Source organism: Actinotalea sp., from assembly GCF_041597215.1.
GTDB lineage: Bacteria > Actinomycetota > Actinomycetes > Actinomycetales > Cellulomonadaceae > Actinotalea.
In genome coordinates this window covers 1-16458 of sequence record NZ_JBFHHB010000042.1, presented here as the reverse complement: position 1 = coordinate 16458, position 16458 = coordinate 1, and the positions used below count along the sequence as shown (strand labels likewise).

6 protein-coding genes are annotated in these 16458 nt (G+C 72.6%); 2 read left to right on the top strand and 4 right to left on the bottom strand.

What is annotated here, in order from left to right:
• A partial coding sequence (locus ABWK99_RS04965; protein ID WP_372593593.1) for a hypothetical protein occupies nucleotides 1-190 on the bottom strand: 190 nt, incomplete at its 3' end.
• 140 nt (nucleotides 191-330) lie between these two features.
• Nucleotides 331-2799: a GH36-type glycosyl hydrolase domain-containing protein gene (locus ABWK99_RS04960; RefSeq protein WP_372593592.1), complete on the bottom strand. Its 2469-nt coding sequence runs from the start codon at nucleotides 2797-2799 to the stop codon at nucleotides 331-333.
• Nucleotides 2800-2970: 171 nt separating this feature from the next.
• On the opposite strand from ABWK99_RS04960, the gene ABWK99_RS04955 reads away from it, so the two are divergent.
• Nucleotides 2971-5046, top strand: a complete 2076-nt coding sequence (locus ABWK99_RS04955) for an elongation factor G (RefSeq protein ID WP_372593591.1) — start codon at nucleotides 2971-2973, stop codon at nucleotides 5044-5046.
• Between the two features lie 85 nt (nucleotides 5047-5131).
• Here ABWK99_RS04955 and ABWK99_RS04950 read toward each other — a convergent pair whose 3' ends face one another.
• Nucleotides 5132-12217 carry an SdrD B-like domain-containing protein gene (locus ABWK99_RS04950; protein WP_372593590.1) on the bottom strand — a complete coding sequence of 2362 codons (7086 nt, stop codon included), beginning with the start codon at nucleotides 12215-12217 and terminating at the stop codon, nucleotides 5132-5134.
• 266 nt (nucleotides 12218-12483) lie between these two features.
• On the opposite strand from ABWK99_RS04950, the gene ABWK99_RS04945 reads away from it, so the two are divergent.
• Nucleotides 12484-13104, top strand: coding sequence for an L-threonylcarbamoyladenylate synthase (locus ABWK99_RS04945; protein ID WP_372593589.1), 621 nt, complete (start codon nucleotides 12484-12486; stop codon nucleotides 13102-13104).
• 69 nt (nucleotides 13105-13173) lie between these two features.
• Here the strand turns inward: ABWK99_RS04945 and ABWK99_RS04940 are convergent.
• Nucleotides 13174-16458: hypothetical protein (locus tag ABWK99_RS04940; protein WP_372593588.1), on the bottom strand; the 3285-nt coding region annotated here is incomplete at its 5' end.

Below are 16458 nucleotides of genomic sequence, written 5' to 3'. Positions count from 1 at the left end.
CGCAGGAGGACGTTCCCCCCTCGGCCGTGCCGACCGGCGGGTCGATCGCGAGATGCGGGGTCAGGGCCCAGTACCCGACGGCACCTGCGAGGACGAGCCCCGCGGCGGCCACGGCCGCGATCCGGCGCCGGGCGGCCCGTCGCCGCCCTCCGGCAGGAGGGGACGGCTCGAGCTCGGTCACGACGGTCATGAGCGCATCCTGCTCCCCGGGGCCGGTCGGCGCCAGGGCCTGTCGGGGCCACCGCAGGCGAGCCGGGCGGTTCCTGGTGCACCGACAGCGGCAGGGGCGGGCACCGACCCGGCGCCCGCCCCTCCCGTCGACTCAGCTGCTCAGAGCACGGCCTCCACCTGCACCACGGAACCGGCCGGGGCGTAGGGGACCTCGTTGCCCTCGATCGCGACCCCGTCGACGGTGAGCGTGGCCCTGGAGCCCTCGGCACCGGAGTTGCGCACCGTGATGACGTAGGTGGCCCCGCGAGCGACCCGGCGCACCGTGAACTCCGGCACAGCCGGCCCGATCTGCGGGTCGACGATCAGCCCGGACCAGCCGGGCCGGACCCCGAGCAGGTGCTGGCTGACGGTGACGAAGTTCCAGGCCGCCGTCCCGGTGAGCCAGGAGTTCTTGGCCTCCCCGTGCCGCACGGCCTCCTTGCCCGCGATCATCTGGGCGTAGACGTAGGGCTCCTGCTTGTGGATCTCCGAGATGTCCTCGCGGTACGCCGGGGTGATCCGCTTGTAGTAGTCGAACGCCCGCTCACCGTGGCCGAGCACCGTCTCGCCGATGATGACCCAGGGGTTGTTGTGGCAGAAGATGCCACCGTTCTCCTTGTAGCCCGGCGGGTAGGTGGAGACCTCACCCAGCTCGATCTTGTACGTCGTGTAGGCCGGGTACTGGAGCACCATCCCGTGCTCGGTGGCCAGCATCTCGTTGACCGACTGCAGGGCGGTCTCGGCGACCGACGGTCCGCCGTCGGCCGGCTTCTCGGTGCCGATGCCCGCCATCACGGCGAAGCCCTGCGGCTCGATCCAGATCTTGCCCTCGGGGTGCTCGTCCGTGCCGACCTTGTTCCCGTGGAAGTCGTAGGCGCGCAGGAACCAGCCGCCGTCCCAGCCGTGCTCCAGGACGGCCGTGCGCATCGCCTCGACCTCCGCGCGAGCCTCCGCCGCGACCTCGGTCAACCCGCGGCGCTCGGCGATCTCGGCGTACTGCTCGCCGTAGAGGACGAACTGCGCAGCGATGAAGAGGGACTCGGCGACCCCGCCCGAGGCGTTCTCGGTGGTCTGGAAGGACTCGCCGGGCTCGGAGGAGAAGCAGTTGAGGTTGAGGCAGTCGTTCCAGTCCGCGCGCCCGATCAGCGGCAGCCCGTGCGGTCCGCGGTTGTCGACGGTGAACCGGAAGGAGCGGGTCAGGTGCTCGAAGAGCGGCTCGGCGAGGGTCTCGTCGTTGTCGAACGGGACCTGCTCGTCGAGGATCGACCAGTCGCCGGTCTCCTTGAGGTAGGCGGCGACGCCGGCGATGAGCCAGAGCGGGTCGTCGTTGAAGCCCGAGCCGATGTCGTTGTTCCCGCGCTTGGTCAGCGGCTGGTACTGGTGGTACGCCGAGCCGTCCGGGAACTGGGTCGCGGCGATGTCGAGGATCCGCTCGCGGCCCCGCTCGGGGACCAGGTGCACGAAGCCGAGCAGGTCCTGGTTGGAGTCGCGGAAGCCCATCCCACGGCCGATCCCCGTCTCGAAGTACGAGGCCGACCGGGACATGTTGAACGTGACCATGCACTGGTACTGGTTCCAGATGTTGACCATCCGGTCCAGCTTCGGGTCGGTCGAGGTGACCGAGTAGGTCGACAGCAGGCGCGTCCAGTGGTCGCGCAGGGCCTCGAAGGCGGCGTCGGTCTGCTCCGTCGTCGCGAAGCGCGAGAGCAGGGCGTGCGCACGCTCCTTGTTGACGACCTGCTGGGCCTCGTCCGCCCACTTGGACTCGACCGGGTTCTCCAGGTATCCCAGGACGAAGGTGTAGGTGACCGACTCCCCCGGGGCGAGCGTCGGGCTCAGGCTCAGCGAGCCGATCGGGTACCAGCCCGAGGCGACCGAGTCGGCCGAGGCGCCCGCACGCGGGACGGCTGACTCACCGAGGCTGTTGTACGCGCCGACGAAGGTGTCGCGGTCCGTGTCGAAGCCGATCGCCTTCGCGTTGACGGCGTGCACGGCGTAGTGGTCGCGACGCTCGCGGTACTCGGTGCGGTGGTAGACGGCCGAGCCGTGCGGTCCGTCGACCTCGACCTCGACCTCGCCGATGGACAGGTTGCGCTGGTAGTTCGTCTGGTCGTCCTGGGCGTTCCACAGCGCGAACTCGACGAAGGAGAACAGCGTCGGGGTCTTGGTGACCTCGGAGGTGTTGGTCACGGTCACGCGGGCGATCTCGGCGTCCTCGTCCACCGGGACGAAGTGCAGGGACTCGACGCGCAGCCCGCCGCGCTCACCGGTGATCTGCGTGTAGCCCATCCCGTGGCGCGTCTCGAAGTGGTCGAGGTCGGCCTTGACGGGCAGCCAGGTCGGGGTCCAGGTGTCGCCGCCGTCGTTGACGAAGAAGTACCGGCCGCCGACGTCGGAGGGGATGTTGTTGTAGCGGTACCGCGTCAGCCGGCGCATCTTCGCGTCGCGGTAGAAGGAGTAGCCGCCGCCCTGGTGGGAGATGAGCGAGAAGAAGTTCTGGGACCCGAGGTAGTTGATCCAGGGCGCCGGCGTGTGCGGCGTGGTGATGACGTACTCGCGGGTCTCGTCGTCGAAGTGCCCGTAGCGCATGGTTGCCTCTCTGCCTGTTCCGATGGGACCGGTCCCATCGCCTGGTTCCCACGGTACCTGATGCCGGCCGTCCCCCCAAGGGTCCCAGGCCCCGGACGATGGTCACAGTCCCCAGGGCGCCCGACGTGACTAGCCTGCATCCAAGGGCCACTCCAACGAAGGAGATCCGACATGGACCAGGCAGCGACGCCGTTGATCCGCAACGTGGCCCTGGTGGGCCACAGCGGTGTCGGCAAGACCACCCTCGCCGAGGCACTCCTGCACCGCGCAGGCGTCATCCCTCGACTCGGCCGGGTCGAGGACGGCAGCACCGTCTGCGACTCCGAGCCGGAGGAGATCAAGCGGGGGATCTCCCTCTCCCCCGCGATCGCACCCTTCACCTGGACGGCCTCCGACGGCGAGACCTACGCGGTCAACCTCATCGACACCCCCGGGTACGCGGACTTCGCCGGCGGGGTGGACGCCGCCCTCGCGGTCGCCGACCTCGCGATCGTCGTGGTCAGCGCGGTCGACGGCGTCGAGGTGGGGACGGAGATCGTCTGGCAGCAGTGCGCGGAGGCGGGCATCCCCCGCCTCGTCTTCGTCACCAAGGAGGACAAGCAGCGCGCCGACTTCCAGCGGGTCCTCGACCAGCTGAAGGAGGTCTTCGGCGCCGGGATCGTCCCGCTGGAGCTGCCGCTGGGAGAGGAGTCCGCGTTCCACGGCGTGGCCGACATCCTCTCCGACGACGCCCTGGACTACGCCCCCGACGGCACCCACACCTCCGCGGAGCTGCCGGCCGAGGTCGCGGAGGCGGAGCACCGGCTGCACGAGGAGGTCGCGGAGGAGATCGTCTCGGGGGACGACGAGCAGCTCGAGAAGTACCTCTCGGGGCAGATGCCCGGCGCGCGGGACCTCGAGCGCGCGCTCGTGCACGAGGTACGCGACGGCCTGGCCTTCCCTGTGCTCGTCGGATCGGCGACCACAGGGGTGGCCGTCGACCGGCTCGCCGACTACCTGTGCGAGCTCGGCCCCTCGCCCGCCGACCGTCCCTCCCGGGTACGGACCCCCGACGGGGGCGAGGTGCTCGAGATCGCCCCCGATCCCGACGGTGACGTGCTCGTGCACGTGATCCGCACCGTCGCGGACCCCTTCGTCGGCCAGGTGTCGATCTTCAAGGTGCTCGCCGGGACCGTCCGGGCGGACATGCACCTGGTCAACTCCGTCACCGGGACGGACGAGCGCATGCACGGCCTGTTCCGGCTGCGCGGCAAGGAGCACCTCCCGCTGGAGGAGGTCGTCGCCGGCGACCTCGCCGCCGTGGCGAAGCTCGCCGGCTCGCCGACCGGCTCCACCCTCTCCGCACGGGGCACCGCCGTGACCCCTGTCGGGCCCGATCCCCGGCCGACCCCGTACGCCCTCGCGCTCGACCCGGTCACGCAGGCGGACGACGACAAGCTGTCCAGCTCGCTGCACCGACTGGTCGCGGAGGACCCGACGCTCACGATCGACCGCGACCCCGACTCGGGCCAGACGATCCTGCGGGGGACGGGGGACATGCACCTGGCCGTGGCGATCGAGCGGCTGAGCCGGAAGTTCGGCGTGAACGTCTCGACCCAGGAGGTCCGGATCGCCTACCGCGAGACCATCGCCTCGCCGACCGAGGCGGAGGGCAAGCTGAAGAAGCAGTCCGGCGGCCACGGCCAGTTCGCCGTCGCCCAGCTGCGCGTGCGGCCGAGGGGGCGAGGAGAGGGGAGCGCCTTCGTCGACAAGATCGTCGGCGGCTCGATCCCGCGCAACTTCATCCCTGCCGTCGAGAAGGGCGTGCACGAGGCGATGGCGGCGGGGGGCCTGCACGGCTTCCCGGTGGTGGACGTCGAGGTCGAGGCCTACGACGGCAAGTTCCACCCCGTCGACTCCTCCGAGATGGCCTTCCGGACCGCAGCGGCCCACGGCCTGCGCGAGGCGCTGACCAAGGCAGGGACCGTCGTGCTGGAACCCGTGTCGATGGTCACCGTGACGGTGCCGGCCACGCTCCAGGGCGACGTCCTGGGAGACCTGTCCTCCCGGCGGGGTCGGATCGCGGGGAGCCGTCTGCTCGACGACGGCCGGTGCGAGGTGCAGGCGCTCGTCCCGGACGCAGAGCTCGCGCGCTACGTGCTCGACCTGCGCTCGCTGACCGGCGGTCGCGGCTCCTTCACGACCCAGTTCGACCACTACGACGTGCTTCCCGCCCACCTCGCGGCAAAGGTCGGCGCTCCCGCCTGAGCGCGTCCCGGGCAGCGCCCCGGACGCAGGAGGGGCCCGGTCCGTCCGGACCGGGCCCCTCCTGTCTCAGCACCTCAGCGGAGGATCACTCCACCCGCGCGGCGAGCACCGAGGCGCGACGCCTCAGGACCAGGCCGCTGCCGAGGAGCAGCAGCACCAGGGCGAGGATCCCGCCGACGGTCGCCCCCGTGGACGCCAGCGCGGTGGGCCGCAGCACCAGATCGACGTCGGTGCGGACCTGACCGGTGGTCAGGCTCACCGAGGTGACCAGCGGGTCGCCCCCGTCGAGGTCGGCGAAGGCCGCCGTCCCCTTCGGGAAGGTCGTCGCGTCGAAGGTCACGAGGTACGCCCCGGCCGGGAGGCCGTCGGCGACGTAGATCCCGTTCGCGTCCGTCCGCACCTCGATGGTCACGTCGTCGCCGCCGCCGAGGACACCGTCCTCGCCGAGCCAGGTGACGACCACGCGCACGTTCGTCGCCGCCGGCTCGTTCGGGTCGCGGACGCCGTCCTTGTCGGAGTCGATCCAGACCAGGTCACCGATGGAGCCGGTGCCCTTGACCGCCGTGTCGATGTCCGTGCGGACCTCACCGGCACCCAGGTCGCCGACGTAGACGCCGTCGGGCGACGACGTGCCGTTGGCGCGGTCCCAGACCACCGAGGTGCCCTCGGGGATGGTCGTCCTGTCGACCGTCGCGGTGAACGGACCGGGGGGCATGTTCTCGATGCTCCAGGTGCCGCCCTCACCGGTGACCGCGCTCAGCTCCACGTCGTCCTCGGTGCCGAGGAGCCCGTCGGGGCCGGCCCAGACGACGTCGATGACGATCCCGGGGATCCCGGCCTCGGTCGGGGTGTCGAGCACGCCGTCGACCTCACGGTCGAGCCAGACGGTGCCCCCGATCGCGCCGGTGCCGGCGTAGCCGAAGTCGGCGCTGCGGTGGTCCTCGGGCCCGTCGGCGCCGAGAGCGCCGACCACGGAGACGCCGTCGAGCGCACCGGTCTCGTCGTAGCTCTCGGTGTAGCCGTCGGGGACGCCGTCGACGATCGAGACCGTGTAGTCGCCGTTGGGCAGGCCGTCGACCAGGTAGGTGCCGTCCTCCGCCGTGACCGTGAGGAAGAGGATGTCGTCATCCCCGCCCTCGACGCCGTCCTGGCCGAACCAGAGCACCGCGACGGTGACCCCGGGGAGTCCGGGCTCACCGGCGTCCTGCACGCCGTCCGCGTCGACGTCGACCCACACGGTGTCACCGATGCTGTTGGCGCCGACGTAGCCGAAGTCCTGGTCGAGGTCGGTCACGTCCTGCACGAGGGTGACGAGACTGACACCGGGGGTGTCGGTGCCGTCGGCGTCGTACGTCGGGGTGATCCCCTCAGGCAGACCGCCGGTGACCTCGACCTGGGCCGGGCCGGCCGGGAGGCCCGTGACGAGCCAGCTGCCGTTCTCGGCCGTGGTGGTGGTGCGCACAATGTCATCGGCCGTGCCGACGACCCCGTCCGTACCGGCGGCGGTCACCGTCACCTCCACACCGGCGATGCCCGGCTCGCCGACGTCCTGGAGGCCGTCCCCGTTCGTGTCGAGCCAGATGGTGTCGCCCACGCCGGTCGCGGCCACGTAGCCGAAGTCGGCCGTGAGGTACGAGCCGCCGGCCGGCAGCGTGACCTCGGTCGCGCTGTTCGGCGAGGCGGTGCCGTCGTCCTCGTCGTAGGTCGGCGCGAGGGCCGTCGGCAGCGCGGTCACGGTGACCACGTACTCGCCGGCCGGCAGGCCGTCCACGAGGTAGGCGCCGTCAGCACCGGTGGTCGTGGTGACCGCGAGGTCGTCCGCCGTGCCCGGGAGTCCGTCGCCACCGAGCCAGCGCACCACGACGGTGGCCCCGGGGATGCCGGGCTCGCCCTCGTCCTGAACGCCGTCCGCGTCGGTGTCGACCCAGACGCGGTCACCGATCGCGCCGGTGCCCCGCAGGCCGAAGTCGTGGTCGTTGTCGGTCTCGCCCGCCGCGAGGGCATCCGTCGAGGTGCCGTCGACGAGCCCGCCCTTGACCTCCGAGACGAGCGCGGTGCCCGCGGGGTAGGTGTCGGGGTCGAGGGTGACCGTCACGTCGACGGCGGGGATGCCCGTCACGGACCAGGTCCCGTCGGCTGCGGTGGTCGTGGTGACCGAACCGGCCGGCTGACCGGCCGTCGCGGGCCACGTGACCGTCACGTCGACCCCACCCACGCCGGGCTCGCCCACGTCCTGGACGCCGTCGCCGTCGTGGTCGAGCCAGACGGTGTCGCCGACGGTCCCGCTCCCGCGGATGCCGAAGTCGGCGGTCACGTAGGCGTCACCGTCGGCGAGGGTCACGGCCGTCCGCCCGTCGGGGGTGGTCGTGCCGGAGTCCTCGTCGTAGGTGGTGACCGTCCCGGCGGGCACGCCGCTGAGGACGACGAGGTAGTCGCCCTGAGGGAGGTCCTCCACCAGGTACGTGCCGTCGGTTCCGGTCGTGGCCACGTGGACCTCGTCGTCACCGCCGGGAGCGGTGTCCAGGACGCCGTCCGCACCGAGGTACGTCACGGTCACCGTCACGCCCTGGACGCCGAGCTCCCCCGACTCCTGGACCCCGTTGCCGTTGGTGTCGAACCAGACGGTGTCGCCCAGGCTCGCCACGTCACCCTCGAGGCCGACGGTGTCGGTGTTCGAGGTGTAGGGGCGCTCCTCGTCGACCACGCCGCCCTTCGAGCTGTAGGTCGACACCGCGGAGTTGCTCAGCTCGGGACCGGCCGGGTTCGCGGCGAGCGGGTCGGGGACCGTCGCCGTGTAGACGATCGTGGCCGTCGATCCCGCAGCGATGCTCGGGACCGTGAAGGCCAGCGAACCATCGACCGACGGGTCGGCGTCGGTCAGCACGACGCCGGCGGTCGACGTGGGGGCGGGCACGAGCGTCACGTCCGTGAACCGCGGGTCGGTCGTGTCGGCCACCGCCACGTCGAAGGCGGTCGAGCTGCCCCTGTTCTCCAGGGTGATCGTGTAGGTCACGGTCTCGCCGGGGACGACGCGGCGAGCGGCGACCTGGTCGGCGCCCGAGGCGACGGTCTTGGTCAGGACGATCCTCGGCTCGAGGACCGTCGTGCTCGCCCGGACGATCGGTGTCCCGGACCCGAGACCGTCGGCGTCCGACGGCGTGCTCAGGCCGCTCAGCGTGTCGGTGCCCGAGTAGCGCAACGACGCCTCGTTCCGCAGGACGTCCCCGGCGATGATCGCCTCGCTGCCCAGCACACGGGCGTCGTACGTGACGGTCACCACGCGCGTCGCGGAGTCCGAGGCGATGTCGCCGAGGAACCAGCCGAGCCGCTGCCCGGAGGTCACCGGCTCGACGACACCGAGGCCGCAGGATGCGGCGCAGCTCGAGGTGGTCGAGCCCGCGACGTACTCCATCCCGGTCGGGAGCGTGTCGAGGATGCTCGCGTCGTAGGTCGTCACGCCGCCCGGGACGGTGACCGTCAGCGTGTACTCGACGACGTCACCGAGGGTCGCTCCCGCCAGGTCCACGACCTTGGAGAGCGAGAGGGGCGGACCCGTGAGCGTCGCGGACGCGGTGTCCGTGTAGCGCGCCGTCGTCGGCGTGGAGGTGTCCGAGCGTTCGCCGGTCGGTGTTCCGGCCATGGAGCTCGTGGTGGCGGTGACGTCGTTGCGGTAGCTGCCCAGGGCCAGGACCTCGTCCGCCACGACCACGTCGTAGTAGAGGTCGATCGCCGCGCTCGGGGCAAGGCTCGGGATCGTCCAGGTGATCGTGCGGGTGCCGGAGGCCCACTGCCCGACGTAGGCGTTGGCTCCGTGACCGGTCCCCCCGAGGACCTCGTTCGAGGCGTTGACGACCGGGGTCATCGACGTCGGGAGCACGTCCACCACTGTGGTTTCGTAGGCGGTCGAGAGGTTCGAGCCGGTGTTCCGCACCCGGACGTCGAAGGTGATCGTCTCGCCGGGACTGGCGACCCCGTCCGCGTCCTCGGAGGACTTCGTCACGTCGATGTCGGGCTCGACCGCCGTGACCCGGCTGCGCGGGCTGGTGGCGCTGTGCGAGGGAGCGCCGTCAGCCTCCTCCCAGGCGAGGGTGCCGTAGTTGTCGAACCGCGTGCCCGCGTTGGTCGCGGTGCGGTTGGTGACCTGGGCGCGGAAGGTGAGGACCACCTCGTGGTCGGTGGCTCCCGTCACGGCGTACGTCGCGGGGAGGTCGACCCGGAGCGTCGTCACCCCGGTCCCCGCCGGAGTGCCGCTGAGGGTCGTGGTCACGGCCGTGCTGGAGCCGTTCACGGTCGCCGTCGGCGGAGTGGTCGTCGTGTCCACGGCCAGCCCCGCCGGGACGGCGTCCGTGAGCCGCGCGCCGTAGAGCGTGGTGCCGTGCGGAAGGGTTGCCCGCACCGTGTACGTGATCCACTCCCCGACCGTCGCCGTCGCCTTGTCGGCGGTCTTGGTGACCCCGGCGCCCACCACGGTCACGTCGCGGGTGGCGGTGAGGTTCGGCGTGTAGGGGGTCGTGGGGTTCGCCGGGTCGTTGGTCACGACGACGAAGCTCGTGATGCGCGCGGTGTTGCGCAGGACCTCGCCCGGGGCGAGGGTCGCGGGAGGCTGGACCGAGTAGGTCACGGTGACCGGGGTCCCGAGCTCGACCTTCTCGAGGGTGCCGGACAGCTCCGAGGCCGACCCCGCATGGTCGGTGCAGGCAAGGTCGGACGAGGTGGTGCCGTTGACCGTGAGGCCGGACACGGCGGTGCAGTCCACCTGTGCGGGGAGCGTGTCGGTGAAGGCGAGGTCCTCGGCAGCGGCGTGACCGGTGTTGGTGACGGTCACGGTGTAGGCGACCGGCGTCGGGTCGTCACTGCGCACCCCGGAGGTCGGCGACGCGGTCTTCGCCAGCGCCAGGACCGGCTCGATCCAGGTGACATCGGTCTGCGTGCGCAGCTGGAACTTGGTCCCGTCGGTGTTGCTGTAGCGGAGCTTCGCGAGGTTGCCGAGCAGGTCGCCGTCGGCGGCGGCGTCGACGTCGGTGATGCGGGTCGGGATGACGATCTGCGCGAGCTGGGACGCCTCGAGGTCCCCCGCATTGGTGAAGGTCCAGGTCCCGGTCGCGCCCGCACGGGTCTCGCTCGCGATCACGGCGTCCCCGGTGGCCACGGCGCTCCGGCCGGTGACGGCGTCGGTGACGTAGGAGAACCCGGCCGGAAGGAAGTCGGTCAGGACCTCGTTGGTGGTGTCGAGGCCGGCCGGCGCGCGCACCGTCAGGCGCCAGCAGACGACGTCGCCAGGGGTGAACGTGAAGGCCGCCGGGTCCTGCGGCGTGTCGAGGCCGGGCCAGGTCGCGGCGGTGCACGCCGCAGCAGGGGTGATGCCCGGACCTGCGGAGTAGTCGGGGCTCGCCACCTGCTTGAAGAGCTCGATCGGCGCTGCCGTCTGGCCGGCGCTCGACGCGTCGTCGACCGTGCGGACCGTTCCGTCGAGGTCCGTGGTGGTCGAGGTGAGGGTCGCCGTGTTCGTCCACGAGTCCTGGGCGCGCACCGGCTCGGACGGCGAGGCGGGCACGCGGTAGCTCGCGAGCGCCTCGGTGGCGAGCGTCACCACATGGCTCTCGACCGCACCGTTGGCCAGCGGCGGGATGTTCCAGGTGAGCGTGACGGTCCCGTCCGCGTTGTCCGTCCGGCTCACCCACGCGGGATCCGTCCCGGTCACCTGCGGCTCGAGGCCGTCCGGCAGGATGTCGGTCAGCACGATGCCGGTCGAGGAGGTCGTGTACTCGCTCACCCGGGTCGTCAGGGTCCACAGCGTGTCCCCGCCCTGGACGATCTCCCCCGTCGAGGCGGTCTTGACGAGGGCGACGTCCTCGAGCGTGAGCGTCTCCTGGCCCTCGTCGGTGTAGGTCTGCGCGCCGGTGGACCCGTTGGGGTCGTCGTAGGTACCCGTGAGCATCGCCGCGTTGGTCACGGAGGTCTCGGCGGTCGAGGCCGGCGTGGCCTCGCGGGTCGTCGCCGTGACGGGGTTGTTGCTCAGGTTGGATGCCTGGACGCCGGCGGTCGACGTGCCCGCGGGGAACTCGACGTTCGGGTTCTGCGGGATGCCGACGACGTAGGAGATCCTCGCGGACTCCCCTGCCCCCAGGGCGCCGTCACCCGCGAGGGCGGTGGCCGCTGCGGTCCTGAGCGCCGTGTTGTCCCAGGTGACCACGGTGTAGACCTTGCCGACGGTCACCGGGCCGGTGCCGTCGGGATCCGTGGTGATGGTCACGGTCTCGACCGAGGTGGGCAGCGGGCAGGTCCCGGCGGCAAGGCCGAAGTCTGCGGCGTTGAGCCGCGCGGTCGTGCCTGCCTCGAGGAACCCGGCCGGGGAGTTGTCCCCGTTGACGTCGGGGTTCCCGTCGACGCCGACGGCGCCGCAGCCGAGGAACTCCAGCTCGGCAGGGATGTAGTCGACGATCGAGAAGTTCGTGGAGGACTTCACCTCGTTGTTGTCGATCCTCAGGTCGAACCGCGCGCGGTTCTCGTGGACGCCACGGAGCAGCTCGTTCTCGGCCCAGCCGATCAACGACTTGGTCAGGGTGAAGGGCACGAGCGTCGTCGTCGTGGACACCAGCTCGTAGGCCGTCGTCGACCCGGTGCCGTTCCCGGCGGCGTCGAAGGTGGGCAGGGTGCGTGCGTCGGTGTCGACGTACACACCACCGGAGATCGTCGCCGGGCCGAGTGCGACGGTGCTCGCGGCCCGGAGCGGGACGGTGAACGAGACCTCAGGGCCGGCGGTGCCGCCGGACCCGGCGAGCAGGTCGGAGAGGTTGGACCAGATGACGGTGGTCACGCCGGTGCCCGGGTCGGTCGTCGAGGAGGACCACGCGGGGTCGACTCCTGGTGCCACGCTGATGCCCGCCGGGAGGACGAGCCGGTATCCCGCGTTGTAGGCCGGGGTGCTCGACCCCGCAGGGTTCTGCGCCGTGAAGGTCGCACTGAAGGTCCCGCCCTGGAGCGCCGTGCTCGGTGAGGCGAGCGAGGCCGTGAACTGCAACGCCCCGTCGGCCTGCGCCGTCGGTGCGACCACCACGACGCCCAGCATCGCCACCGCGAACGCGGTGAGCAGCGTGATGGCGCGGGAGAAGCGCGCGCGAAGGGAGCGGGGAGCCACGGCACCGCGGAGGGTGGGGACGCTTCCGAGCATGGAGGCAGAGCCTTTCGTCATGGCCGCAGAGGAATGGCGGCGCCACGGGGCGCCGCCATTGCGGTCACGGACACGCTACCGACGGGTACGGTCCGGGGGCAGGCATTCGGCACTATTCACCCCCTGCCGTCCCGGCTTGTCCGGTTTTTCACCCGCGGGGCAGGGCGCTCCGTCCGCATACCGGGACGGCGGGTCCCCGAACGAGGACCTCGGTCCCGACCGCCGACCCGACCCCGACGGCGTCCGCGCAGGCCTACGCTCGACCCATGGCCCGCTACGTGGAGATGCACCCGCACGATCCTCAGCCGCGCGCCGTCGCGCAGGTCGTCGACCAGCTCGAGAACGACGCGCTCATCGCCTACCCGACGGACTCCGGCTACGCCTTCGGCGCACGTCTGGACAGCCACACCGCCGTCGACCGGATCCGGCAGATCCGGCAGCTGAACGACAAGCACCACTTCACCCTCGTCTGCGCGGACTTCGCGCAGCTCGGTCAGTTCGTGCTCCTGGACAACGCCCAGTTCCGCGCGATCAAGGCATCGACCCCTGGGCCGTACACCTTCATCCTCCCGGCGACGAAGGAGGTGCCGCGCCGGCTCGCGCACACGCGGAAGAAGACGGTCGGGGTCCGCATCCCGGAGCACCCGGTCGCGCTCGCCCTGGTCCGCGCGCTCGGCGAGCCGCTCCTGTCGAGCACCCTGCTCCTTCCGGGGCAGGACGAGCCGATGACGGACGGCTGGCTGGTCAAGGAGGAGCTGGACCACCTCGTCGACGTGGTCATCGATGCGGGCGAGACCCCGCACGAGCCGACGACGGTCGTGGACTGGTCCGAGGGCTACCCGGAGGTCGTCCGCGTCGGCGCAGGGGACACCAGCCGCTTCGAGTGAGCCCCACCGGCAGGCCGACGCGCTGCGCCGACGGTCCCGGCTGAGCGTCCAGCGTCCCGGACCCCACCCTCAGGACCGCACCGTCCTGCTGACCGTCACGTGCCGCCCGTCGCCGGTCGTGAGCGTGAACCTCGCCGTGAAGTCGGGGCTGCGCCGGATCATCACCTCGTACTCGTGCGGCTCGCGCGTCGTCGAGCGGACCACCTGGATCACGCCCCTGCCCGGGCGCGATCGGGTGGGGATGTCCACCAGGGCGATCGTCAGCCGGTCCGTGGTGACGAGCGCGCCGAGGAGGTCGCCCCGATCGGGGAACCCCGGAAGGCCAGGGAAACGCGGACGGCCCGGCAGGCCGGGCACCGGGCGCCCGGGGATCCGCCGCTTGGCCGGTCCCACCACGATGGCGAGGGTCGTCGGTGGCAGGTCGGTCAGCGAGGCGTCGGAGCGCAGCCGGATCACCGTCCCGCGCCCGGAGATCGTGAACACGTCGAGCACGTCGAGGGTGGGCGGCACCGGGTCGACATGCCCCGGCACGGTCAGCCGCTGCTCGACGGACCGACCGAGCGGATCGGTGAGCCGAAGCACCACGTCCACGGGGTCCGCGGCCACGGGTCGGGTGAACCACAGGGCCAGCGGGGTGCGTCCCGCCACCCTCGGCCCGCGCAGGAGTGCCGGGGGTGCCCCCGGGGCAGGGGCTCCGAGGGCACCGGCTTCATGGGGCCCCTCCGCGACGTCGACGAGGTCGACGACGCCGAGATCGGCCTCGCCACCACCCGGCTGGGCGGCGCTGACACCGCCGCTCAACCGGTGCGTCCCGTCCGGCACCTGGCGCAGCGGCGCAGAGGTCGAGGTGAGCACGAGCACCCCGGCCGAGCCGGGGCCCCACTCGTGCGCCTCGAGCAGGCCGAGGTCCGGACCGCCGGGGCGCAACCGGACCAGGACGACGTCGCTCGCCTCGGACGGCAGCCCGCGCACGGCCTCGACCGGGACCCCGTCGACGGGCACGGCGACGGCGCGCACGTGCCAGTCCTCCCACGCCGGGGAGAAGGCGCCGGACCAGCTGCCCGTGTACAGCAGCTGACCGGAGGCCGGGTCGGGAGCGGTGCCGGGAGCCGGGGCAGAGGCGGGGACGCCGGCGAACGCCGGGCCCATCGTCTCGGCTCTCAGCGCCGCCTGCGCCGAGCGCGTGCGGTAGAGCAGGAACCGGGCGACCGGGACGTCGCTCGGCGCGCTGAGGGACACGGTCACCGTCCCGGCCGCGCCGAGCACGGTGCGGACGCGCGGCGGGGCGGGACGTCGCAGGCGGGGAGCCGCGACGGCCTGGAGCTGCGCATGCGCGGGGGTGCCGCCCGGCCACGGGGAGTCGACTCCGGTCGTGCTCAGCGTGGTCACGGCGAACAGGTGGATGTCCGTCGAGCCCGGGGGAAGGGCGACGTCCGTCTGCCGCGCCGACCCGGGCAGGGTCTGCACGCGCCGGAACGCCGCTCGGCGCTGGTCGGGCGTCAGGCCGTCGTAGGCGGCCCACAGCTCGGCGAGGCGTACCCCCGGGAGCGTGGTGCCCGGAGCGCGGGCGGCCAGGCCCGCCGTCTGGCGCAGCGCCGTCTCGGCGCACTCCCACAGCACGATCCCGCGCTGCGGGTCGAGGGGCGCCCCGGCGGGAACCGACCAGTGCACGCGGGCGTGGCTGCGCCGTTCGGCGTCCGGGGTGCTCCCGAGGGGGACACCCGGCGGCAGCGGCGGCGGGATGGGGGCGACCGGGACGGGGCTCGACGCGACCGCGAGCGCGGGATGCGCGGCGTCGGGAAGCCACCCGACCCCGGGGACCACGAGCAGGCTGGTGCGCAGCCACACCTGGACGGCCCATCGCGGGGTCGAGCCGAAGTCGAGGACCGGCACCGGGACGCTCAGCCGGTACCGCCGCGCGTGGTCGCCCTGAGCAGGGCCGGGCGGCACCTCCGCGTCGCCCTCCTCGTCCAGGTGCCGGACCCGCACTCCCGAGGGCGCGGTGAGCTCGTCCCCGACGAAGGTGAGGGCGAGGTCACGCCGGAAGGCCCCGGCCGGAGCCGGGAGCGTGGGCCCCACGCCTGGCGGGATCGGGGCGTCGGCCCCCGTCGTGCGGAAGAAGACCGCTGCGAGGTCGACCCCGTCGGGCGTCCGGTCCGCCCACTCGACGGCGAGCTCGAGCTCGAGGGTCGCCGAGCAGGTCGGGGTCCCGGCGTAGGTGCTCTCCAGGGTGAGTCCCAGCACCCGCGGGCCGGGCGGCCGCGGCTCGTCCCCGACCCACCGGGCGTCCACCCACGGGGAGAACACGCCGAAGACGTCCTGGACGGTGACGGGGTACCCGGCATCGCGACCGCCGGAGCCGAGCGGGATCTCGACGCCGGGGTCGACCATCGAGGTGGTCGCGTCGCCGGGGGTGTCCTCCGGGCCGTCGGGCACGAGGACGAGCGGGCGCAGGTCGCCGGCGGCGCGGCGCTCGACGAGCGCCTGGGCGCCCGGCCCGCCGAAGGTGTCGAACCGGGCCGGCACCCCGCCCGTCGGCCGGCCCATCGCGGCCGTCGACCGCACCCGGTCCCAGCGCAGCACGATCGACTCACGCCACGGGGCGTCCCGCGTCTGCGGGGCGACGAGCCCCGCGCGCTCGGCCGAGAGACCCTGCGGCGCGACGGTGGCCCGGTGCACACCGACCGGCGGGACGTAGGCCGCCATCTCGACCGGCCCGTCGCGGAAGGGGGTGTCCGGGTACTCCGCGGTCACCAGGTGCTCCACGGCTCCGCGCCCCAGGGACCCGGCGGGATACCCGGTGCCGAATCCCGTCGCGAGAGCGAGGAAGGGATCGGCCGAGGCGGGGAGCATGAGCAGGGACAGCGGGGAGAGCGATGCCGTCGTCGGCAGCGAGGAGGAACGCGCCCCGTTGGACGGCGGGTCCACGGGTGGGGAGTCCACCAGTGCCCGCTGGTCGCCAGGGGTCAGACCCCGGCGGTAGATCTGCTCGACGTGCGGGAGGAGGTCGGTGCGGACCTCCTTGACGAGCAGCGCGGGGTCCGGGGGGACCCAGCGCGGAGCGAACCGCCCGGTCGCGGTGACGGGGCTCCAGCCGACGGGTGGCCCCGCGCGCTCCAGGCGGGCGAGCGCTGCGTCGACCGGATCGCCCAGGGCGGTGACCAGGCCCTGCTCGCGCGTGTCGTAGTCGGTACCGCGCCAGGGGGTGTCCACCGGGAGCCCGACGATCTCCACGGGTTCCCACGCGGGGTCCGCAAGGGTGTCCGCGAGGATCTCGATCCGCACCTGAGGGGAGCGGCCGTTGACCAGCAGGGCCCACCAGGCGCCGGAGCAGCGCACCCCGAGGCCGACCGG